The following is a 21,397-nucleotide window of genomic DNA, read 5'->3' as shown; positions in this document are numbered from 1 at the left end:
TGCGATGAACGGTTGGATCATTCTCGACAAGCCGGTGGGGCCCGGCTCCACCCAGGCGGTGAGCGCGGTCAAACGCGCGCTGCGCGATGCGGGCGCGCCGAAGCGCAAGGTGGGACATGGCGGAACGCTCGACCCGCTCGCGAGCGGCGTTCTGCCGGTGGCGATCGGCGAAGCGACCAAGCTCGCCGGGCGGATGCTCGACAGCGACAAAATCTATGACTTCACCATCGGCTTCGGAGTCGAGACCGATACGCTCGACCTCGAAGGCAAGCCGGTCGTGCAGAGTGACGAACGGCCGACGCAGGATGCGCTCGCAGCGGTGCTGGCTCGCTTCACGGGGCCGATCGAACAGGTGCCTCCGGCCTATTCCGCACTCAAGGTCGAAGGCGCGCGCGCCTATGATCTGGCACGGGCGGGCGAGGAGGTAGCACTTGCGACCCGAAGCGTGACGGTGCACGCGCTGGACCTCGCCTCCTCGACCGAAGCGGGCGGACCGCTAGAATCGGCGACGCTCACCGCGCATGTCTCGAAGGGCACCTATATCCGCAGCCTTGCTCGCGATATCGCACGCGCACTGGGGACGGTCGGCCATGTCACCATGCTGCGCCGCGTGAAGGCCGGGCCGTTCGGCCTCGATCAGGCGATTTCGCTGGACAAATTGGCCGATGCCGCTAAGGAGCGGCGCCTTGAAACAGTGCTTCTGCCGTTGAGGGCGGGGCTGGACGACATCCCGGCTCTATCCCTCACGCCCGGTCAGGCAGGGCAGCTCCGCGCGGGGCTGCAAGTGACCGGGGCAACCGCCGACGACGGACTGGTGTTTGCGATGCTGGACGAGGTTCCGGTCGCGCTCGCCGAGGTTCAGGCCGGAATGATCCGGGTCGTCCGCGGCTTCAATCTGTAAGCCACGATGTCGAAGGAAAAGACATGTCGATCACGCAGGAGCGCAAGGACGCGCTCGTCAAGGAACACGGCCGTGCGAACGGCGACACCGGCAGCCCCGAAGTGCAGGTCGCGATCCTCACCGAACGTATCGCCAACCTGACCGAGCACTTCAAGACGCACGCCAAGGACAATCATTCGCGCCGCGGCCTGCTGATGCTGGTCAACAAGCGCCGCAGCCTTCTCGACTATCTCAAGAAGAAGGACGCAGCGCGCTATCAGGATCTCATCGCGAAGCTCGGCCTTCGCAAGTAATTCAGGAACGGCCCCCGCTCGGGGGCCGTTTCTTTATCGGCCGATGAGCAATCCGGCTCACCGCCGACCAAGTCTCCTCCGTTCGCCCCGATTTTGTCGCGGGGCTGCAATTCTTCGGACGCAGAAAGAGGAACGGGGCTTCGACAGGCCCAACCCGAACGGGTTGGGGGACACCGCATGAGCCACAAGGGCTCGCTAGCTGCCCCGGGCGCATAGGGCGTCCGGTGAAAAGGAAAGCACATGTTCAACGCGAAGAAAGTGGAAATCGAGTGGGGCGGAAAGACCCTCACGCTCGAAACGGGCAAGGTTGCCCGTCAGGCCGACGGCGCCGTGGTGGCGACGCTCGGCGAAACGGTGGTGCTGTGCGCAGTGACCGCCGCCAAGAAGGTGAAGGAAGGGCAGGACTTCTTCCCGCTCACCGTGCATTATCAGGAGAAGTTCTCGTCCGCCGGTCGGATCCCGGGCGGCTTCTTCAAGCGCGAGCGCGGCGCGACCGAGAAGGAGACTCTGGTCTCCCGCCTGATCGACCGTCCGATCCGCCCGCTGTTCCCCGAGGGATTCTACAACGAGATCAACTGCATCGCGCAGGTGATGAGCTATGACGGTGAGAACGAGCCCGACATTCTGGCGATGGTCGCCGCGTCGGCCGCGCTCACGCTGTCGGGCCTGCCGTTCCTCGGCCCGATCGGCGCCGCGCGCGTCGGCTACAAGGACGGCGAATATCAGCTCAACCCGACCGACGCCGATGTCGAGGCGGGCGATCTCGACCTGGTGGTCGCAGGCACGCACGATGCGGTGATGATGGTCGAATCGGAAGCCAATGAGCTGCCCGAGGACGTCATGCTCGGCGCCGTGATGTTCGGCCATCGCGAGATGCAGAAGGTGATCAACGCGATCATCGACCTCGCCGAACAGGCCGCCAAGGAGCCCTGGGAGCTTGCCGAGCAGGCCGACCAGTCGGCGATGAAGGCCGAGCTCAAGAAGCTGATCGGCGACGATATCGCCGCTGCCTACAAGACCACGCTCAAGTCCGACCGTTCGGACATGCTGAATGCGGCACGTGCCAAGGCGAAGGAAGCCTTCGCCGATCGCGATCCGCAGGAGCAGATGATCGCCGGCAAGCTCGTCAAGAAGCTGGAAGCCGAGATCGTCCGTGGCGCGATCCTGAAGGATGGCCGCCGCATCGATGGTCGCGACACCAAGACGGTGCGCCCGATCGAGGCCGAAGTGCACTTCCTGCCGCGCGCCCACGGCTCGGCGCTGTTCACGCGCGGCGAGACGCAGACCATCGCCACCACCACGCTCGGCACCAAGGATTCCGAGCAGATGATCGATGGGCTGACGGGCCTGAGCTACCAGCACTTCATGCTGCACTATAACTTCCCGCCCTATTCGGTCGGCGAAGTGGGCCGCTTCGGCGCGCCGGGCCGTCGCGAAGTCGGCCATGGCAAGCTGGCGTGGCGCGCGCTGCGTCCGGTGCTGCCGACGAAGGAAGAGTTCCCCTATACGATCCGCGTCACCAGCGACATCACCGAGTCGAACGGCTCGTCGTCGATGGCGACGGTGTGCGGCGGATCGCTGTCGATGATGGACGCCGGCGTGCCGCTCAAGCGGCCGGTGTCGGGCATCGCGATGGGCCTGATCCTCGAAGGCAAGGACTTTGCGGTCCTGTCCGACATCCTCGGCGACGAGGATCATCTGGGCGACATGGACTTCAAGGTGGCGGGCACCAGCGAAGGCATCACCAGCCTTCAGATGGATATCAAGATCGCCGGCATCACCGAAGAGATCATGAAGACCGCGCTCGACCAGGCGAAGGACGGCCGCGCCCATATCCTGGGCGAAATGGCCAAGGCGCTGGGCGAGACCCGCACCGAGCTGTCGGCGCACGCGCCGCGGATCGAGACGATCACGATCGACAAGTCGAAGATCCGCGACGTGATCGGCACGGGCGGCAAGGTCATCCGCGAGATCGTCGCCTCGACCGGCGCCAAGGTGGACATCGACGACGAGGGCGTGATCAAGATCAGCTCGTCCGACCTGACGCAGATCGAAGCCGCCAAGCAGTGGATCCTCGGCATCGTCGAGGAGCCAGAGGTGGGCAAGGTCTATACCGGCAAGGTGGTGAACCTGGTCGACTTCGGCGCCTTCGTGAACTTCATGGGCGGCCGTGACGGGCTGGTCCATGTCTCGGAGATCAAGAACGAGCGCGTCGAGAAGGTGTCCGACGTCCTGTCCGAAGGGCAGGAAGTGAAGGTCAAGGTTCTCGAGATCGACCAGCGCGGCAAGGTGCGCCTGTCGATGCGCGTCGTCGATCAGGAGACCGGCGCCGAGCTGGAGGACACCCGTCCCGCGCGCGAGCCGCGCGAGAAGGGCGAGCGTTCGGATCGTGGCGACCGCGGCGACCGGCGTCGCGACGGCGGCCGTGGCGGCCGCGGCGGTGGCGGCGGTGGTCGCGACCGGGGCGATCGCGGCCCGCGCCGCGAGCGTTCGGAAAGCGGCAAGTCCGACGACGAGGGCGGCGAGGACATCGGCCTTCCCTCCTTCATCACCGAGAGCTGATCCTCACGATCATCTCGATCGAAAGGGGCTCGGGCGACCGGGCCCCTTTTCTGTTGCGTCCGGACGATCGCTAGCAATCCGGATCGAGATCGCGCGAATGCCGCTTGTGCGGCGCGCGCATCGACCTAAACTGGCGCGCCAGGAGTATCGCGTGCCAGAAACGAGCTATACGCGGATCATGCGCGAGCATGACGAGATCGAGATGTTGAGCGGTCGGCTGAGCAATCTCGTGCGCGATCGCGCTGCGGACCCGCACGTCCTCGCGGATGCGCTGCGCCATCTGAAGGAGCTCGTGAGCGATCACCTCGATCATGAGGGTGCGCTCCTCGAAACGCTGGCCGCGCGGTCGGGCACTGCCGCTCAGCGCGACAGGATCGCGCGTGCCGAACAGGAGTTCTGCGTCCTCAAGGAGAATTGGCAGCGCTTCACGCGCGCGTGGGACGCGACCGCGATCGCGGCGGATCGCTCGGGATTCGACCAATCGGCACTCGCGATGCTGCCGCGCCTTCGCGATCGCGTGCGGCTGGAGAGCGAGCTCCTCATGGCCCTGGCGATGCTGGAGCGTTCGAATCCTGACTAGCTCGCATTCCTCGAGCACGACGGCGGACAAGCTGCGGGTCGCAGCGAAATCGCGCAAATCCCGAGGACGCGGCCGGCTGAAAGGCCGGCATCGCTTTCGTCCCCGCTGCTGGAGCCGAGCAAGGGCTTCGGCCGGGGCGTCGCGCGTCGGGGAAGGTCCAGGGGGTTCTGTTGCCCGGCCCCCCTGGTAGCCGCTGGAATCCGCTTCTGTTGCCCGGTGCGGTCCAACCGCGCATTTTGGAATAACCTTAGGCCGTTAGGCCGTGGGGTTACGCCGCAATAGCGAGTGCTTCGTTATCGTTGGCACTTGTGTGTATGGGCCGTCGCGGTGGTCCCATTCCGAGCGAAAACAGCGCTTTTCAACACACGTCGATCCTGGTTCGGCCCCGTCAGAAACGGTGTCCAGATACACCACCGGTTATGGTGGAGCCGCCGGGTACTGCCCCCGGGTCCGCTGCGTCTATTGAACGCCGCAGTTTATCGCTATAGCCGGGCAAGCCCGGCAGCTTCCAATATAGGGCCCGGGGAATTAATTGAAAGCCCCGGAGCGCCATCACCGCGCCACAATGATTTGGCACGAATCCAGCATCATGTTGACTCAGCGTTCCCGGTACGCGCTTCGCGCGATGCTCTTCCTGGCAGAGCAGCCCGTGGGAAGCCGTCCGATCCCGATGAACCGAATCGCCGCCGAGACGAACGTGCCGCGCAAGTTCCTCGAGGCGATTTTCGCCGATCTGCGCGACGCCGGGTTCGTCCACAGCCATCGCGGAAAGCTGGGCGGCTATTGCCTGTCGAAGCCCACTCACCTGGTGTCGCTCGGCGAGATCATCCGCGTGATCGAAGGGCCGCTGGCGCTGGTGCCGTGCGTCAGCCGGACCGCTTATCGGCCCTGCACCGACTGCGCCGACGAGGCGAGTTGCGCGATCCGCCACGCGATGGCGCGCGTGCGCGACGAAACCGCGCGCATCCTCGACGGCACCAGCCTGGCCGATGCCGGTTCGGAGGATCTGAAAGCGGCCTGAGCGCGCGTTGCGGCGATCAGCGTATGGGAGGCTCGCTCCGCCCGCGCAGTTCGTCACGGATTTCGCGCAGCAGCACGACGTCCTGCGGCTCGGGCGCAGGAGCGGCGGTGCCCTTCGCCTCGTCCTCGTGCAGCAGCCGGATCGCGCGGCGGACGTAGCGCACCAGCAGGAACACCGAAAAGGCGAGGAACAGGAAATTCAGCACGACGCTGAGGAACTGGCCATAGCCGATCAGCGGCACCCCCGCTTCCTTCAGCGCGGCATAGTTGCTGAGCGATCCTGTATAGCCCTCCGGTACGGGTCCCAGCTGAATGAAATAGTTGGAGAAATCCACGCCGCCAAAGAGCCATCCGACGACCGGCATGATGAGATCATCGGTCAGCGACTTGGTGATGGTCGCGAACGCGGCGCCGATGATGACGCCCACCGCAAGGTCGAGCACATTGCCCTTCGCGATGAAGGTCCTGAAATCCTTCCACATTCCCGTTCGGTCTCCCTTCTTTTCCGGAATCGCTCTTCACGGCGCGGTCTCCGGTGTCGTATAGCGCCGCAACAGTTGGAGCCGGGGAGGGTATCCCATGAAGTTTCGCGCCGTCATCATTCTTGCCGCCGCCGCCATGCTCTCCGCATGCGGCCTCAATAGCGTTCCCACGGCCGAAGAGAACGCGAAGGCAAGGTGGGCCGATGTTCAGGCCGCCTATCAGCGCCGCGCGGACCTGATCCCGAACCTGCAGGCGACGGTTGCGGGAGCGGCCGGTTCCGAGCGCGACATTCTGACCGAAGTGATCGAGGCGCGGTCGCGCGCCACTTCGATCCAGGTCACTCCCGACCAGCTGACCGACGAGAGCGCTGTCCAGCAGTTCCAGGCGGCGCAGCAGCAGCTTGGCGGTGCGCTGAGCCGGCTCCTGGTAAACGTCGAGCGCTATCCCGAGCTGCGCAGCCAGCAAGCGTTTCAGACCTTCATGAGCCAGATCGAAGGCACCGAGAACCGCATCAACATCGCGATCCGCGATTACAACGGAGCGGTGCAGGAGTATAACACCACCATCCGCACCTTCCCCTCGGCGATCGGCGCCAAGATCTTCTATGGCGCCGAGCCGATGACGCCGTTCGAGGCGCAGGCGGGCTCCGAAGTCGCACCGACGGTGAATTTCGGGAACAGCAACTGACCGGTTTTGGCCGGAAGAGCGATATGGCCGGATTTCGCACCCTGTTGATTGCATTCGCGCTTGCGCTGCTCGGCCTGCAGCCGGGCCATGCGCAGGAGTTTCCGCAGCTCACGGGGCGCGTCGTCGACGCGGCCGAGCTGCTGAGCCCCGAGCAGGAGGCGCAGCTCACCCAGCTTTCGGCGGAGATCGAACAGGCGTCCTCGCGGCAGTTCGTCGTCGCGACGATCCCCGATCTGCAGGGGTATGACATCGCCGACTATGGCTATCAGCTCGGCCGCGCCTGGGAGATCGGGCAGGGCGAGGCGAACAACGGCATCCTGCTGATCGTCGCGCCCAACGAGCGCGAGGTCCGGATCGAAGTGGGCTATGGGCTCGAACCGATCATGACCGATGCGCTCTCGAGCCAGATCATCCGCAACGAGATCCTGCCGCATTTCCGCGATGGCGACATGGCCGCAGGGATCCTGGCGGGGGCGCAGGCGATCGGCGAGCAGATGCGCCTGCCACTCGAACAGGCGGAGGCGCGCGCCCAGCAGCTGATCGAGAGCGGACGCCAGCGCGACGGCGAAGAGGATGGCTGGGTCGGCGGGCTGGTGCTCGCCTTCTGGCTGGTGATGCTGCTGGTGTTCGTGATCCCCGCGATCTTCGGCCGGCGCGGACGGCGCTATCGCCGGCGCGGCAGCGGCGTGGGCGAAGTGTTGCTGTGGACCGCACTGGACGCGGCGATGCGGAGCGGCGGCGGCCATCGCGGTGGATCGGGCTGGGGCGGCGGCGGCTTCGGCGGCGGCGGTGGTTTCGGCGGTGGCGGCTTTTCAGGCGGCGGCGGGTCGTTCGGCGGCGGCGGCGCATCGGGGAGCTGGTGATGACAGACCCTATTTTCAGCGCCGAGGATCATGCGCGCGTGACCGCCGCAGTGGCGAGCGCCGAGCGCGAGACCGATGGCGAGATCGTGACGATCGTGAGCGCAAGGTCGGACGGCTATCGCGACGTGGCGATCCATTACGCGATTCTCGCGATGCTGCTGGTGGTGGCGCTGCTCGCCGCGGTTCCCGGGCTGGCCGAGGCAAAGCTCGCCTGGCTGGACGGCGGATGGAACAGCGAGACCAACGTCGCACTGCTGTTGCTGCTCGTGCTGGTGGGGCAGGCAGTCGCCTTTCTGATCGTGCGCTATGCGCTCGAATGGGCGCCGCTGCGGATGGCGCTGACCCCGCGCGGGACCAAGTCGCGGCGAGTCCGTCGGCGCGCGGTCGAGCTGTTCAAGGCGAGCGCCGAGAAGCGCACCGAGCATCGCGTCGGCATCCTCCTCTATCTGTCGCTCGCCGAGCATCGGGCGGAGATCGTCGCCGACGCCGCGATCCATTCGAAGGTTCCGGCCGAACGCTGGGGCGATGCGATGGCCGCGCTGGTCGATCAGGTACGCGCGGGCGATCCCGCCGGCGGAATGGTCGCGGCGGTGGGGCTGATTTCCCAGCTGCTCGCCGAGCATTTCCCCAAGACCGCCGCAGACACCAACGAGCTTCCGGACCGGCTGATCGAACTGTGAGCACGCCCGACGCCGACGCGCCGGTGGAGATCGCCTGGCAGGGCGACTGGGTGGTCGCCAAGCGGCAGGGGCGGTGGGAATATGTCTCGCGCGCGCGCGGCATCCAGGCGGCCGTGATCCTGGCGATCGACGACGAAGGGCAGGTGCTGCTCGTCGATCAGTATCGCGTGCCGCTCGGCCGCCGCTGCCTCGAGCTGCCCGCCGGGCTCGTCGGGGACGAGCGCGACGGCGACACGCCCGAGGCGACCGCGATCCGCGAGCTGGAGGAAGAAACCGGCTATCGCGCCGAGCGGATCGAGGAACTGGGCTTCTTCCACTCCTCGCCCGGCATGGTGACCGAGGGCTTCACGCTGGTCCGCGCGCACGGGCTGATGAAAGTGAGCGAAGGCGGAGGAACCGGCGAGGAGGACATCGTCGTACACCGCGTGCCGCTGACGGAGATAACCGCCTTCGTCGCCGCCAAGCGTGCCGAAGGACTGGCGATGGACGTCAAGCTGCTGCTGCTGCTCGCGCACGACTGGCTGGCCTGAACGGCCCGGGGGCGGGGCCACCGCTCGCGCAGGGCGCCCCCCCCTGTCGGAGCGTCAGCGAAAATTGTCGGCGTAGGCCTGGAGCTTCAGCTTGCGCTCGGGCGCGGGGATCACGTGATAGGCGATGCCCTCGCGCTCGGCATGCGCCTTTGCGGCTTCGAGCGTCGGGAAGTTGAGCCGCAGCTGCGTCGCCGCGGTATCGCCCGAGCCGGCCCAGCCGGTGAGCGGATCGGCGCGCTGCTTCTCGTTCGATTCGAATTCGAGCACCCAGCGATCGGTGCGGGCGCGGCCGGACTGCATGGCGTTCTTGGGACGCTGATAGATGCGGGCGGTCTTCATGACTCCTTCCTTATCGCGGCGGAGCGCCGCGTGCATCGGCTTTTTTGGTGCGCAGCGTTGGCGGGGCGTTCGCGGGGTCGTCGGGCCAGGGATGTTTGGGGTAGCGGCCGCGCATTTCCTTGGCGACGGCTCCCCAGCTTCCAGCCCAGAAACCCGGCAGGTCGCGCGTCGTCTGGATCGGGCGGCCGGCGGGTGAGGTAAGGCTGAGCACCAGCGGCGTCCCGTCCCCCAACAGGGGATGCGCGGCGAGTCCGAACAGCGCCTGGACGCGCACCTCCACCGTCGGTCCCGCCTCGGCGGCATAGTCGATCGCGTGACTCGACCCGGCGGGTGTCTCGAAGCGGGCGGGGGCGAGGCGATCGAGCGTCCTCTGCCCGTCCCAGCCGAGCCGGTTCTGCAACGCCTGAGTGAGCAGTTCGGGCGGCACCGCATCGAGGCGGCGCTTGCCGACGAGCAGCGGCGGCAGCCACTCGTCGAGCGCACCGAGTAATTCGGCATCGGTGAGCGCGGCGAGCCCGGCATAGGCGGCGCGGCGGCGAAGCGCAGCGGCTGACTCCGGCCATGGGAGCAGCGCGAGACCATGGGCGCGGACGCCCTCGAGCAGCGCGGCTTCGATCTCCTCGGCGGTGGCGGCCGAATCGCTGCCACTCGACAGGCGGACCGCGCCGAGCCGGCGTTCGCGCAGCGCCTCCACTCGGCCGGTGGCGGCGTCGAACGTCACGCTGCGCCGCGTCTCGATCCGCTCGGCGAAGAGCGTTTCCAGCGTGGCGAAGCCGATGGGTGCGGCCGAGAGGATGCGCGCGCCCGAGGCCATACCCTGCGTCTCGGCGACCGCCAGCCATTCGGACGAAGCGAGCGGCGAGGCCGGGTCGAGGCGAAAGCCGCGTCCGCCGGCCGAGGCCCAGCGTTCGCCGCTGGAATCGCGACGGCGCGCGATCCGATCGGGGAAGGCGAGGGCGATCGCGACGGCGACGGCATCCGGGCCGAAGGTGATGGTGCCGGCGCGGGAGCCCGATCCCGCCACAAGTGCGGTCCATCGCGCCGCCAGCTTGCGCGCGGCTTCGGCGCGCCGGCCGCGATCGCCGCGCCAGCGGCGCAGTCGCAGGTCGAGGTCGGCGTCGGTGCCGCCCAGGCCGCGTTCGCCGAGGAGAACGGCGACTTCGGCGGCGATCCGCGCAAGTCCGAGTTCGCTCGCGCGCACCAGCATATGCCCCAGCCGCGGCGGCAGCGGGAGGCCCGCGATCGCGCGGCCGTGCGCAGTGGGGCGGCCATCTTCGCCGAGCGCCTCCAGCGTCCGCAACCGCGCCCGCGCCTCGGCGATCGCAGCGTCCGGCGGCGGATCGAGCCAGGCGAGATCGCGCGGATCGGCAACGCCCCAGAGCGCGCAGTCGAGTGTCAGCGCCGAAAGATCGGCCTCGAGGATCTCGGGCGGGTCGAAGCGCGGCAGGCCGGCAGTCGCGGCCTCTTCCCAGAGGCGATAGGCCGTGCCCGGCCCCTGCCGCGCGGCGCGGCCGGCGCGTTGGGTGACCGCCGCCTGGCTCGCGCGCTCGGTGACGAGCCGCGTCATTCCCGCCGCGCGATCGTAGCGCGGGCGGCGGGCGAGCCCCGAATCGACCACGATGCGAATGCCGTCGAGCGTGAGCGAGGTTTCGGCGATCGACGTGGCGAGCACGATCTTGCGCCGCCCTTCAGCATCCGCTGCGATCGCGGCGCGCTGCGCGGCGGGGTCGAGGCTGCCGTGGAGCTTGTGGAGGACGATGCCGGGGCCGGGATCGCCGAGCCGCTCGGCGGTGCGCTCGATCTCGGCGACTCCCGGGAGGAAGGCCAGGATTCCGCCCTCCGCCTCGCGCAGCGCCACGCGAATTGCGTCGGCGACGCTGGTCTCGATCCGGGCCTCGGCCGCGCGGCCGAGATGGCGCAGCGCGAGCGGATGGCTGCGGCCTTCGCTTTCGATTACCGGCGCATCGCCCAGCAGCGCCGAGAACCGCGCCCCATCGAGCGTGGCGGACATGGCGACGAGGCGCAGATCGGGCCGCAGCGCGCCCTGAGCGTCGAGCGCGAGGGCAAGGCCGAAATCGCTGTCGAGGCTGCGCTCGTGCACTTCGTCGAACAGCACCGCCGACACGCCGGGTAGCTCCGGATCGGACTGGATGCGATTGACGAAAATCCCTTCGGTGAGGACCGTCACGCGCGTCTCCACCGAGCGCTTGCTGTCCATGCGCGTGGCATAGCCGAAGCGCCGGCCGACTGTCTCGCCGGCGAGCGCCGCCATCCGCTCGGCGGCGGCACGCGCGGCCAGCCTGCGCGGCGAGAGCAGCAGGACTTCGCCGTTGCACCAGGGCTCGTCGAGCAGGGCGGGCGCGACGGCGGTGGTCTTGCCGGCGCCCGGCGGGGCGACGAGCACCGCGCTAGAACGCTCGCGCAACGCCGCGAGCAGCGCCGGCAGGACGGCGCGAACCGGCAGCTCAGCCATGGGCTTCCGTACGCGCGGAGTGGGGGCGCCCAGTCATCACAGGCGACCCTTTGCCACAATTTTCGATCCGCCGGACAGCACGACCCGACCTTTTGACGGCACCGCAGCGCCCGACGCGCGTTGCGCCCGAAATCGAAAGGAGAAAGGCATGGCCAAGGTACTCGCCCATTTCAGCATCACCCGCACCGGTGACGACTATGTGCTGCAGATCGAGGACGAGGACGGCGAAACCACCGAATTCGTCGCCAGCTTCGACCAGCTCGACCTGATCACCGAAGCGGTCGAGGAGCAGCTCGATGCCGACGAGGACGATCTGCTGAGCGTCGACGGGGATGAGGACGCGGACGACGCGGAAGTCTGACCCGGCGGCTCAATAGGCGCGGGCGACGGCGAACTCGACTGCCTGCACCATCGCGTCGCGCGCGTCGCTGTGCGGAAAGGTGCCCAGCGAATCGATCGCTCGCTGGCCATAGTGGCGCGCACGGGCGAGCGTATCGTCGAGCGCCCGGCTCGACTGGACGAGACGGACGGCTTCGGCGAAATCCGCGTCCGAAGCACGTTTGCCCGACACTGCGTCGCGCCAGAAGGCGCGTTCGGCTTCATTGCCGCGCGCATAGGCCAGGATGACGGGAAGCGTCATCTTGCCTTCGCGGAAGTCATCGCCTGCGTCCTTGCCCATCGTCGCCGCGTCGGAGGCATAGTCGAGCGCGTCGTCGACCAGCTGGAAGGCGATGCCCAGATTGCGGCCATAGGCGTCGAGCGCCATCTCGTCGGCCTCGTTGCGCTCGGCCACCACGGCGGCGATGCGGCAGGCCGCGGCGAACAGCGCGGCGGTCTTGGCGCCGATGATCTCGAGATATTGCTCTTCGGAAAGGTCGATCCGGCGCGTGGCGGTCAGCTGGTTCACTTCGCCCTCGGCGATCACCGCACTCGCGTTCGACAGGATCTTGAGCACCTTGAGGCTGCCGTCCTCGACCATCAGTTCGAACGAACGGCTGAACAGGAAGTCGCCGACGAGCACACTCGCCGGATTGCCCCAGATGATGTTGGCGGTGCGGCGGCCGCGCCGCAGATCCGAACTGTCGACGACATCGTCGTGGAGCAGCGTGGCGGTGTGAATGAACTCGACCGCGGCTGCGAGCCGGTGGTGCCGCGTGCCCGGATAATCGAGCAGCCGCGCGCTGGCGAGCGTCAGCATCGGCCGCATCCGCTTGCCCCCGCCCGCGATCAGATGACCGGCGAGCTCGGGAATCAGCGTGATCTCGGACTGCATCCGGTCGAGGATCACGGCGTTGACGAGATTGAGGTCGGACGCGACCAGCGCCATCATCGGCTCAAGCGAAGGCGCGTCCCGCGAGCCGAGGCGGTGGATGGTGGCAGTCATCGCTTGGGGCTCTGGCGTCTGCGCGCCGTAAAGGCAAGTCTTGCGGCTTGCGTCGGCGCCCGCGGAAGGCGAAAGAGCGTGGGGGAGGGGCGCATGACCGACGACACGCTCGCACGCTATCGGCAGAGCATCGACAATATCGATGCGGCGCTCGTCTTCCTGCTCGCCGAACGGTTCAAGGTGACGAAGGCAGTCGGCGAGCACAAGGCCACGTCCGGAATGCCGCCCGCCGATCCGGGGCGCGAGGAGGCCCAGATCGCGCGGCTGCGGCGATTGGCGGCGGAAGCCGATCTCGATCCCGAATTCTCCGAAAAATTTCTCAGGTTCATTATCGACGAAGTGATCCGGCATCACGAGCGGCTTCGCGAGTCCTGATCTTGTCGAACGGCGCATTTTGCCTCTACCGGTGAGTCCTCCCGGCTCCGCGTCGGGGGGCGGAGGGGATGCGGGTGGGTAGTGACGATTATCTGATCTTCGGGCCGGACGACGTGGACCTGAGTCGCTCGCCGCTGCGCGGTTCGATCGGCGAGCCGACCTTCGTGCTGGGCGCGTTCAATCCGGGGCTCGCGCGGCTGCCCGGCGGCAATCTGCTGCTGATGGTGCGTGTCGCCGAGGCGCTGGAGAATCCCGTGGTCGCCGGGCACGCACGGACGATTCGCTGGACGCCCGAAGGCTATGTGCTCGATCGCTACCCGGTCGGCTCGATCGAGATGCGCGATCCGCGCCAGTTCGCGTTGAAGAATGCGCTGCCGCCCCAGCTCGGGCTCACGTCGCTGTCGTGGCTCCTGCCGGTCGAAATCAGCCGCGACGCGCGCGAAATCGTGAAGATCCATTACGACAAGATCATCGCCCCTTCGGCAAGCTATATGGAATATGGCATCGAGGACGCACGGATCAGCCTGGTCGGCGGCAGCTGGTGGATGACGGTGTGCGGGGTTTCGGCCGAGCGGCACTGCACTGCCATGTACCGATCGGTGAACGGGATCGACTATGAGCCGATGGGCGTCGTGCTCGATCACCAGAACAAGGACATGGTGCTGTTCGAGGGCAAGATCGGGCAGAAATACCATGCCCTCACGCGGCCGCTGGGCGAGGTCTATTTCGCCTATCCCGAGGAGAGCCCGTATCTCGGAGGACCGTCGATCAACCTGGCGCAATCGCCCGACGGGCTGCACTGGAAGCCGCTCGACGCCCCGGGCATCCGCCCGCGCAAGGAAACCAGCTCGACGCTGCGGATCGGCGGCGGCACCCAGCCGATCCTGACGCCGGAGGGATGGCTGCTGCTCTATCACGGTGTCGAGCGGCGCGATGCGGTGGGGGTCTATCGCACCTTCTGGGCGCTGCTCGATCGCGACGATCCCTCGCGCATCCTGCGGCAGGAGGACGGCGTTCCGCTGCTGGAGGCGCGGCCGGACCTGTGCGCAGGGATCGCACACCAGATGTACCTGCCGACGGCGGTGGTGTTCTCCACGGGAATCGCCGATGCGGGCGACAGCTATATCGTCGTATCGGGCGAGGCCGATCTGGCCTGTCGCGTGTCTCACCTCCCCAAGAGCCGTTTTGCGTGAAACCGCGGGTCGCGCCCGTCGTTCGTTCTCGACCGAACGAGGGGCAGGCGCGATGAGCGATCCGCAATGGTGGCAGCGCGGCGTGATCTATCAGATCTACCCGCGCAGCTTTCAGGATTCGAACGATGACGGGATCGGCGACCTGAAGGGAATCGAGGCGCGGCTGGACGCGCTGGTGGCGCTCGGTATCGACGCGATCTGGGTGTCGCCGATCTTCCCCTCGCCAATGGCCGACTTCGGCTATGACGTCGCCGACTATTGCGGCATCGACTCGCGCTTCGGGACGATGGACGATTTCGACTCGCTACTGGCGGCATGCCATGCGCGCGGATTGAAGCTGCTGCTCGATTTCGTCCCGAACCATACGTCCGACCAGCACCCCTGGTTCGCCGAGAGCCGCGCCTCGCGCGACAATCCCAAGCGCGACTGGTATCTCTGGCGCGATCCGGCGCCCGGCGGCGGCCCGCCCAACAACTGGATCAGCGATTTCGGGGGATCGGCCTGGGAGTGGGACGAAGCCACCGGCCAATTTTATTACCACGCATTCCTGAAGGAGCAGCCGGACCTCAACTGGCGCAATCCCGAGGTGGTCGAGGCGATGCTGGGAGTGCTGCGCTTCTGGCTCGATCGCGGAGTCGACGGGTTCCGCATCGACGTGCTGTGGCACATGGTGAAGCACGCCGATTTCCCCGATAATCCGCCCAATCCCGCCTGGACCCCGGCGATGGGCGAGATGTTCCGGGTGCTGCAGCTCCATTCGACCGACCAGCCCGAAGTGCACGGGATCGCGCGCGACATGCGGCGCGTGGCGGACGGCTACAGCCCCGAGCGCGTGCTGATCGGCGAGATCTACCTGCCGGTCGAGCGGCTGATGGACTATTACGGCCGCGGCGCGCCCGAGGTGCATCTGCCCTTCAATTTCCAGCTGATCGAGGCGCCGTGGAAGGCCGAGACGCTGGCGCGGCTGATCGCGGATTACGAGGCGGCACTGCCGGCGGGCGGCTGGCCCAACTGGGTGCTCGGCAATCATGACCGGCCGCGTGCGGCGAGCCGCTTCGGGCCGGAACAGGCGCGCGTGGCGGCGATGCTGCTGCTGACGCTGCGCGGCACGCCGACGATCTATTACGGCGACGAGATCGGGCTGGCCGACGTGCCGATTCCCGCCGAGCGGGTGGTCGATCCGCGCGAGCTGCGCGAACCGGGCAAGGGACTGAACCGCGATCCGGTGCGCACGCCGATGGCGTGGGACGACGGCGACACTGCCGGGTTCACGCGCGGCGAGCCGTGGCTGCCGCTCCACGACGACTGGCGGACGCGCAACGTGGCGGCGCAGCGCGGCGACCCCGGCTCGATATGGAGCCTGTATCGCGACCTGCTGGCGCTGCGGCGCGAACGCGCTGCGCTGCATGTCGGCGACTGGTTGCCGGTGGAATGCGCGGGCGACATTCTCGCCTATGCGCGCCGACACGGCGACGAACGAATGCTGGTGGTGCTGAATCTCGGTGATCGGCCGCAGCCTTTCGCCATTCCCGAATGGGCCGGGGAACTCGCCGTGCTGCTCTCGACCCGCGGTGCCGGGGCCGATCCCGCACGGCTCCGTGCCGACGAGGGACTGATCTTGGGATGAAAGTGGCGATGATCGCGCCGATCGCGTGGCGCGCGCCGCCGCGCCACTATGGGCCGTGGGAGCTGGTGACGAGCCTGCTCACCGAAGCGCTGGTGGCGAAGGGAGTCGCAGTGACTCTGTTCGCGACGCGCGACTCGCAGACCGCGGGAAAGCTCGATGGCGTGGTGCCCGCCGGCTATGAGGAGGATCGCAGCCTCGACGCCAAGGTGTGGGAATATCGCCACCTCAGCCACGCCTTCTCCCGCGCGCGGGAATTCGATCTGATCCACAACCAGGCGGATTTCCCGGCACATGCCTTTGCGCCGCTGATCGATACGCCGATGGTGACGACGATCCACGGCTTTTCGAGCGAGCGCATCCTGCCGATGTACAAGCCGTTCGAGGATCGGGTGCATTATGTCGCGATTTCTGAGGCCGACCGGCATCCCGACCTGCGCTACGCCGCGACGATCCACCACGGTATCCGGCTCGACGAATTCGCTTTCGATCCGGTGGGCAGCGAGGACCTGCTGTTCTTCGGCCGGATGCATCCCGACAAGGGCGCGCATCATGCGATCGCGGTGGCCCAGGCGACCGGGCGGCGGCTGCACCTCTATGGCATCGTGCAGGACGCAGGCTATTTCGAGCGCGAAGTGAAGCCGCACTGCGACGGCGAGGCGATCGTCTATCACGGCCCGGTGGGCGGAGCGGAGCGGGTGCGCGCGCTCGGCGCGGCCAAGGCGCTGCTCCACTTGATCGATTTCGACGAGCCGTTCGGGCTGAGCGTGATCGAGGCGATGGCGTGCGGCACGCCGGTGATCGCGATCGACCGCGGCAGCATGGCCGAGCTGATCGACGACGGCACGACCGGATTTCTGGTCGGCGAGCCGGGTGCGGCGGTCGAGGCCGTCGCTGGACTCGGTGCAATCAACCGGACGGCTTGCCGAAGCGCCGTCGAGGCGCGCTTTTCGGTCGAGACGATGGCGGAGAACTATCTCGCGCTCTATCGCCGCATCCTCGCCGCCTAGCGGGCGTAGCTTTCGAGATAGCCGCATCGGTTGCAGCGAAAGCTGGTGATCTCGCGGACCTTCTTCGGGAATTTCAGGCCGTACCAGCGCTTTTCCGGCCTCCCTTCGGCCCAGGCGCTCACTTTCTTTTCGCCATAGCTGTTGTCGATGATCACTCCCTCGGTCATCGATCCGTCGCACCGGGGGCACCTGTTCGGCCTGCCTGTCGCCATTTCCCTACTCCGCCGCCAACAGATTTTCCGCGCCGCCCAGATCGACGCTGACGAGCCGGCTCACGCCGCGCTCGACCATCGTGACGCCGAACAATCGGTCCATGCGGCTCATCGTGGCGGCATTGTGTGTGACGATCAGATAACGGGTGCGCGTCTCGGCGTTCATCCGGTCGAGCAGGTCGCAGAAACGCTCGATGTTCGCGTCGTCGAGCGGTGCGTCGACTTCGTCGAGGACGCAGATCGGCGCCGGATTGGTGAGGAACAGGCCGAAGATCAGCGCCACTGCCGTCAGCGCCTGTTCGCCGCCCGACAGCAGGGTCAGCGACTGGAGCTTCTTGCCGGGCGGCTGCGCCATGATCTCGAGCCCCGCTTCGAGCGGATCGTCCGAATCGATCAGCTCGAGATGCGCCTGCCCGCCGTTGAACAGGGTGGTGAAGAGCCGCTGAAAATGGCCGTTCACCGCTTCGAACGCGGCGAGCAGCCGTTGGCGGCCCTCGCGGTTGAGCGTGCCGATCGATCCGCGCAGACGATTGACCGCTTGCGCCAGCTCGTCGCGCTCGCGCGCGTTTGTCTCGGCCAGGGTGGTGAGCTCGGCCAGTTCGCTTTCGGCGACGAGATTGACCGGGCCGATCCGTTCGCGCTCGGCGATCAGCCGGTCGTGCCGGGCCGATTCGTCCTGCGGCGTGCCGACCTCATCCTGGTCGAAGCCGGCGCGCTGCGGAAGCAGTGGCGGCGGGCATTCGAACCGCTCGCCCGAAAGGCGACCCATTTCGATCCGGCGCAAGTCCGCGTTCTCGGCGCGCGCGGCGGCGCCGGCGCGCGCCTCGCGCGCCTCCGCCAGTGCCTCGCCGGCGGCACGAACCGCGGCGTCGGTGCCGCGAACGCCGGCTTCCGCATCGCGCTCGGCCGACTGTGCGCTGGCCGATTCGCCGCGCGCGGTCTCGCTCGCCGCTTCGGCTTCGGCAACCGCGGCGTCGAGCTGCGCCGGGCGCTCGGCGAGCGCGGCGCGCTCCTCGGCCATCGCCGCTCCGCGCTTGTCCATCTCGGCCGCGCGGCGGGCGGCGTCGCCCGCGCGGGCGCGCCAGTTGCGATTTTCGGCCTGGGCGGCGGCAAGGCGTTCGCGCGCCTGTGCGACGTCGCGCTCCTGCGCCGCGCGTTCGGCGCGCGCGGCGGCGGTGGCGGTGCGGCGCGCCTCGGTGTCGGACTGGAGCGCGGCGACTCGCTCGCGCGTGGCGCTGCCGTCCGGAAGCGCCGCGCGCGCGGCTTCGGCGCGGCGTTGTTCGGCCTCGGCCTCTTCGACTTCGCCGGCGACGCGGCGGGCGCGGGCGTCGAGATCGGCGCGCTGCGCTTCGAGCCGTTCGAGCTGCCCGGCGGCGCGATCTTCGGCGCGCATCGCCTCGCGCCCGGCGGCATCGGCATGTTCGAGCACGCGGCGCGCGTCGCCGGCGGCACGGCGGGCTTCGGTGATGTCCTCGTCGATCCGCGTCAGCGCGGCGTCGGCGGCCTCGACCGCGCGAACGGCGGTGGGTCGCGCCTTCTCGATCGCGCGCAGCCGATTGATGCGCTCGAGCCGCTCGGCCGCCGCGGCGCCGCTCGAGCGCGCGACATAGCCGTCCCACCGCCGCAGCTTGCCCGCGAGCGTCACCAGCCGCTGACCGACCGCGAGCGGCTGGCCGCCGTCCTCCTCGGCCACCAGCACTTGTGCGAGACGGCGCGCGAGTGCGTCCGGAGCGCGGACATGCGCGGCGAGCGGCGTGGTGCCGGCCGGACCGGCGGGGTCCTCCGGCCGGGGCTCGGCGCCCGCCCAATGCCGCTCGGCCGCCGGATCGAGCCCGGCCTCCAGATCGTCGCCCAGCGCGGCGGCGAGCGCACGCTCATAGCCCGAATCGACGTCGAGCCGGTCGAGCAGCCGGTCCTTGCCCGAGGGGCGAGTTGCCTTGGCAAGCGCAGTGGCCTCGCTGTCGAGCTGGGCGAGTTCGGCATGGGCGGCGGCCCGCGCGGACTGGGCGCGATCGCGCTCCGCCAGCGCGGAGCGTTCGGTTGCCTCGGCGCGGGAAAGCGCGGTGCGCGCGCTTTCGGTCTGCCGCGCCGCCTGCTCGCGTGCCTGCGCGGCGCGGGCCCGCTCGGCCTGGAGCGGAGCGGGATCGGCGAGCGCGCGCAGTTCGGCCTCGACTCGCGTGCAGTCGCGAATGCTGCGCTCGAGCCGGGACTGGGCAGCGGCGAGCGCGGCTTCGGCGACGCGCGCCTCGGCGGCTTCGCTCGCCTGCGCGGCGACTGCCTGGGCGAGCGCCACTTCGGAATCGCGCGCGGCGCGTTCGGCCTGCGCCAATGCCGCGTCGAGCTCGGGCAGGCGCGTGGCACCTTCGGCGATCCGGGCTTCGAGCGTCTTCGCTTCCTCGTCGAGCCGCTTCAGCGCCTCGGCGGCGTCGCGGGCGAGCGCACCTTCGCGTCCGCGGTCTTCGGTCAGTCGCGCTTCGGAGTCGGCGAGTTCGCCGATCCGGCGATCGACGCCCGCGCGTTCGCTGCGCAGCTGGGCGAGCCGGTGCATGGCTTCGCTCGCGCGGTCGCGTACGGCGAGCGCGGCGGCGCGCACAGTCGCCAACTTTTCCGCCGCCGCCTGTTGGGCGGCGAGCGCGGCTTCCTGCGCCTGCGTCCGTTCGGCGACGAGCGCCTCGGCACTCGCCGCTTCGGCCTTGGCGGCATCGGCGGCGGCGGCGGCATCGCGCCAGCGGGCGAAGATCATCCGCCCCTCGGCTTCGCGGATGCGATCGGAAAGCGCGCGATAGCGCTCGGCTTGACGCGCCTGGCGCTTCAACGCATTGGCGCGGTTCTCCTGGTCGCCGATCACTTCGTCGAGCCGCTGGAGATTGTTCTCGGTTGCGCGGAGCCGCTGCTCGGCGTCCTTGCGGCGGACGTGGAGGCCGGCGATGCCCGCCGCTTCCTCGAGCATTGCGCGCCGCTCGGCAGGCTTGGCCGAAATGACCGCGCCGATGCGGCCCTGGCTGACGAGCGCGGGCGAATGGGCGCCGGTGGCGGCATCGGCGAACAGCAGTGCCACGTCCTTGGCGCGCACGTCGCGGCCGTTGATGCGATAGGCGCTGCCCGCGCCGCGCTCGATCCGGCGCACGACTTCCAGCTCGTCGGCGTCGCCGGCTTCTTCGGCGAGGATCGAGACTTCGGCGAAATCGCGGGCGGGGCGCGATTCGGTGCCCGCGAAGATCACGTCCTCCATGCCCGAGCCGCGCATCGAGCGAGCGGAGTTCTCTCCCATCGCCCAGCGCAGCGCCTCAAGCAGGTTGGACTTGCCGCAGCCGTTGGGTCCGACGATGCCGGTGAGGCCGGGCTCGATGCGCAGATCGGCCGGGTCGACGAAGCTCTTGAAGCCTGTCAGCCGCAGCCGTTTGATCTGCATCGCCGTTCCCGGCCCGCTACGCCGTCAGCGCGCGCCGGCTGCCTGCAGCTGCGGCTCGAGCTGCGCCCAGTTCAGCGTGTTTGGCACCGCCCGACCGTTGATGAAGAAGCTCGGCGTGCCGCTGACATTGTCTTCGCGCGCGACCTGCTGGAGCGCAACCAGCTCCTCGACCATTTCCGCGTTGTTGAGGCACTGGCGGGCCTGGCTCTCGGAAAGCCCGCGCTGTTTGACGAAATCGAGATAGCCGGTCGCTTCGGCCCAGAGCGGCGCCGCCTGCGGCGCAGGCATCGATTGAAGCTGTGCGATCTGCTGATCGCTGAGCTGCTGGACGCGCGGCAGCAGTTCGGGCTGGGCGGCGAACATCTGCTCGAGCATCGGGAAATAGCGCTCCTCGCTCACGCAGCGGCCGAGCAGCGAGGCAGCGAGATCCTGCGGATGGATCAGGAAATCGCGATATTCGAAGCTGACGCGGCCGGTGGAGACATAGTCCTCCATCAGCGGCTCGAACGCCTGACCGGCGAAGGCGCCGCAGGCGGGGCAGGTGCGCGAGCCATATTCGACCAGCTTCACCGGCGCGTTCGGATTGCCGACCAGATAGCCGCCTTGCTCGGTCTTGGTGACGACCTCGGTCCATTGCTGCCCTTGTGGCGCGGCGACATTCTCGACTGCCTCGCCCTGAACGGGCGCGGCTTCATTGGCATTGCCGCCGTTGCAGGCGACAAGCGCCAGAACCGGAGCGAGGAAAAGGGCAGTACGCATGGACTATTCTCCGAGGC

21 protein-coding genes and 1 other RNA gene are annotated in these 21,397 nt (G+C 68.3%); 14 read left to right on the top strand and 8 right to left on the bottom strand.

Annotated elements, in window-relative coordinates:
* Nucleotides 1–4 precede the first annotated feature (4 nt).
* From truB to H7V21_RS08125, 4 genes are all read left to right on the top strand, one after another.
* Nucleotides 5–901 (top strand): tRNA pseudouridine(55) synthase TruB, encoded by an 897-nt coding sequence (truB, locus tag H7V21_RS08140; RefSeq protein WP_188053035.1) that lies wholly within the window; start codon nt 5–7, stop codon nt 899–901.
* Nucleotides 902–924: 23 nt separating this feature from the next.
* Nucleotides 925–1,194 carry a 30S ribosomal protein S15 gene (rpsO, locus tag H7V21_RS08135; RefSeq protein ID WP_188053034.1) on the top strand — a complete coding sequence of 90 codons (270 nt, stop codon included), beginning with the start codon at nt 925–927 and terminating at the stop codon, nt 1,192–1,194.
* Between the two features lie 240 nt (nt 1,195–1,434).
* Nucleotides 1,435–3,756, top strand: coding sequence for a polyribonucleotide nucleotidyltransferase (gene pnp, locus H7V21_RS08130; protein WP_188053033.1), 2,322 nt, complete (start codon nt 1,435–1,437; stop codon nt 3,754–3,756).
* Between the two features lie 151 nt (nt 3,757–3,907).
* Nucleotides 3,908–4,336: a hemerythrin domain-containing protein gene (locus H7V21_RS08125; RefSeq protein ID WP_188053032.1), complete on the top strand. Its 429-nt coding sequence runs from the start codon at nt 3,908–3,910 to the stop codon at nt 4,334–4,336.
* Nucleotides 4,337–4,530: 194 nt separating this feature from the next.
* Here the strand turns inward: H7V21_RS08125 and ssrA are convergent.
* Nucleotides 4,531–4,878: a transfer-messenger RNA gene (ssrA, locus tag H7V21_RS08120) on the bottom strand.
* A gap of 47 nt (nt 4,879–4,925) precedes the next feature.
* On the opposite strand from ssrA, the gene H7V21_RS08115 reads away from it, so the two are divergent.
* Nucleotides 4,926–5,357: an RrF2 family transcriptional regulator gene (locus H7V21_RS08115; protein WP_188053031.1), complete on the top strand. Its 432-nt coding sequence runs from the start codon at nt 4,926–4,928 to the stop codon at nt 5,355–5,357.
* 16 nt (nt 5,358–5,373) lie between these two features.
* Here the strand turns inward: H7V21_RS08115 and mscL are convergent, their stop codons facing one another.
* Nucleotides 5,374–5,838, bottom strand: coding sequence for a large conductance mechanosensitive channel protein MscL (gene mscL / locus H7V21_RS08110; RefSeq protein WP_188053030.1), 465 nt, complete (start codon nt 5,836–5,838; stop codon nt 5,374–5,376).
* 97 nt (nt 5,839–5,935) lie between these two features.
* On the opposite strand from mscL, the gene H7V21_RS08105 reads away from it, so the two are divergent.
* From H7V21_RS08105 to H7V21_RS08090, 4 genes are read left to right on the top strand one after another with little or no spacing between them, the layout of a single operon-like run.
* Entirely contained in the window at nt 5,936–6,526 is a 591-nt protein-coding gene (locus tag H7V21_RS08105; protein ID WP_188053029.1) for a LemA family protein, read from the top strand.
* Nucleotides 6,527–6,549: 23 nt separating this feature from the next.
* Nucleotides 6,550–7,389 carry a TPM domain-containing protein gene (locus tag H7V21_RS08100; RefSeq protein WP_188053028.1) on the top strand — a complete coding sequence of 280 codons (840 nt, stop codon included), beginning with the start codon at nt 6,550–6,552 and terminating at the stop codon, nt 7,387–7,389.
* Nucleotides 7,389–8,069 carry a TPM domain-containing protein gene (locus H7V21_RS08095; RefSeq protein WP_188053027.1) on the top strand — a complete coding sequence of 227 codons (681 nt, stop codon included), beginning with the start codon at nt 7,389–7,391 and terminating at the stop codon, nt 8,067–8,069. Before H7V21_RS08100 ends, H7V21_RS08095 begins: the two co-directional genes overlap by 1 nt.
* Nucleotides 8,066–8,599 carry an NUDIX hydrolase gene (locus H7V21_RS08090; RefSeq protein WP_188053026.1) on the top strand — a complete coding sequence of 178 codons (534 nt, stop codon included), beginning with the start codon at nt 8,066–8,068 and terminating at the stop codon, nt 8,597–8,599. The genes H7V21_RS08095 and H7V21_RS08090 overlap by 4 nt, the downstream gene beginning before the upstream one ends.
* Before the next feature lie 54 nt (nt 8,600–8,653).
* Here the strand turns inward: H7V21_RS08090 and H7V21_RS08085 are convergent, their stop codons facing one another.
* Together H7V21_RS08085 and hrpB are read right to left on the bottom strand one after the other, a co-directional pair.
* Nucleotides 8,654–8,938, bottom strand: a complete 285-nt coding sequence (locus H7V21_RS08085) for an ETC complex I subunit (protein ID WP_188053025.1) — start codon at nt 8,936–8,938, stop codon at nt 8,654–8,656.
* Nucleotides 8,939–8,948: 10 nt separating this feature from the next.
* On the bottom strand, nt 8,949–11,411 hold the full coding sequence (gene hrpB, locus H7V21_RS08080) for an ATP-dependent helicase HrpB (protein ID WP_188053024.1): 2,463 nt from the start codon (nt 11,409–11,411) through the stop codon (nt 8,949–8,951).
* Between the two features lie 148 nt (nt 11,412–11,559).
* Between hrpB and H7V21_RS08075 the strand changes: the two genes are divergently transcribed.
* Entirely contained in the window at nt 11,560–11,772 is a 213-nt protein-coding gene (locus H7V21_RS08075; protein WP_188053023.1) for a hypothetical protein, read from the top strand.
* 9 nt (nt 11,773–11,781) lie between these two features.
* Here H7V21_RS08075 and H7V21_RS08070 read toward each other — a convergent pair whose 3' ends face one another.
* A complete protein-coding gene (locus tag H7V21_RS08070) occupies nt 11,782–12,795 on the bottom strand; it encodes a polyprenyl synthetase family protein (protein WP_188053022.1) in 1,014 nt (337 codons plus the stop codon).
* Nucleotides 12,796–12,888: 93 nt separating this feature from the next.
* Here H7V21_RS08070 and H7V21_RS08065 point away from each other — a divergent pair, with 93 nt between their 5' ends.
* The 4 genes from H7V21_RS08065 to H7V21_RS08050 all read left to right on the top strand — a co-directional run bounded on the left by H7V21_RS08065 (nt 12,889) and on the right by H7V21_RS08050 (nt 16,997).
* Nucleotides 12,889–13,170 carry a chorismate mutase gene (locus H7V21_RS08065; protein ID WP_188053021.1) on the top strand — a complete coding sequence of 94 codons (282 nt, stop codon included), beginning with the start codon at nt 12,889–12,891 and terminating at the stop codon, nt 13,168–13,170.
* Nucleotides 13,171–13,244: 74 nt separating this feature from the next.
* Nucleotides 13,245–14,363: a glycosidase gene (locus H7V21_RS08060; protein ID WP_262503773.1), complete on the top strand. Its 1,119-nt coding sequence runs from the start codon at nt 13,245–13,247 to the stop codon at nt 14,361–14,363.
* A gap of 52 nt (nt 14,364–14,415) precedes the next feature.
* Entirely contained in the window at nt 14,416–15,990 is a 1,575-nt protein-coding gene (locus H7V21_RS08055) for an alpha-amylase family glycosyl hydrolase (protein ID WP_188053019.1), read from the top strand.
* The gene (locus H7V21_RS08050) at nt 15,987–16,997 is read left to right on the top strand and encodes a glycosyltransferase family 4 protein (protein WP_188053018.1); all 1,011 of its coding nucleotides are present in this window, start codon (nt 15,987–15,989) and stop codon (nt 16,995–16,997) included. Before H7V21_RS08055 ends, H7V21_RS08050 begins: the two co-directional genes overlap by 4 nt.
* On the opposite strand, the gene H7V21_RS08045 is transcribed toward H7V21_RS08050, so the two are convergent.
* The 3 genes from H7V21_RS08045 to H7V21_RS08035 are packed head-to-tail and all read right to left on the bottom strand — an operon-like array spanning nt 16,994 to nt 21,380.
* Entirely contained in the window at nt 16,994–17,164 is a 171-nt protein-coding gene (locus tag H7V21_RS08045; protein ID WP_188053017.1) for a hypothetical protein, read from the bottom strand. The genes H7V21_RS08050 and H7V21_RS08045 overlap by 4 nt on opposite strands.
* A 49-nt stretch (nt 17,165–17,213) precedes the next feature.
* On the bottom strand, nt 17,214–20,621 hold the full coding sequence (gene smc / locus H7V21_RS08040) for a chromosome segregation protein SMC (RefSeq protein ID WP_188053016.1): 3,408 nt from the start codon (nt 20,619–20,621) through the stop codon (nt 17,214–17,216).
* Nucleotides 20,622–20,645: 24 nt separating this feature from the next.
* On the bottom strand, nt 20,646–21,380 hold the full coding sequence (locus tag H7V21_RS08035; protein WP_188053015.1) for a DsbA family protein: 735 nt from the start codon (nt 21,378–21,380) through the stop codon (nt 20,646–20,648).
* Nucleotides 21,381–21,397 lie beyond the last annotated feature (17 nt).

The sequence above is a fragment of the Sphingosinithalassobacter sp. CS137 genome (genome assembly GCF_014334115.1).
GTDB lineage: Bacteria > Pseudomonadota > Alphaproteobacteria > Sphingomonadales > Sphingomonadaceae > Sphingomonas.
This window is presented reverse-complemented; position numbering and strand designations above follow the sequence as displayed.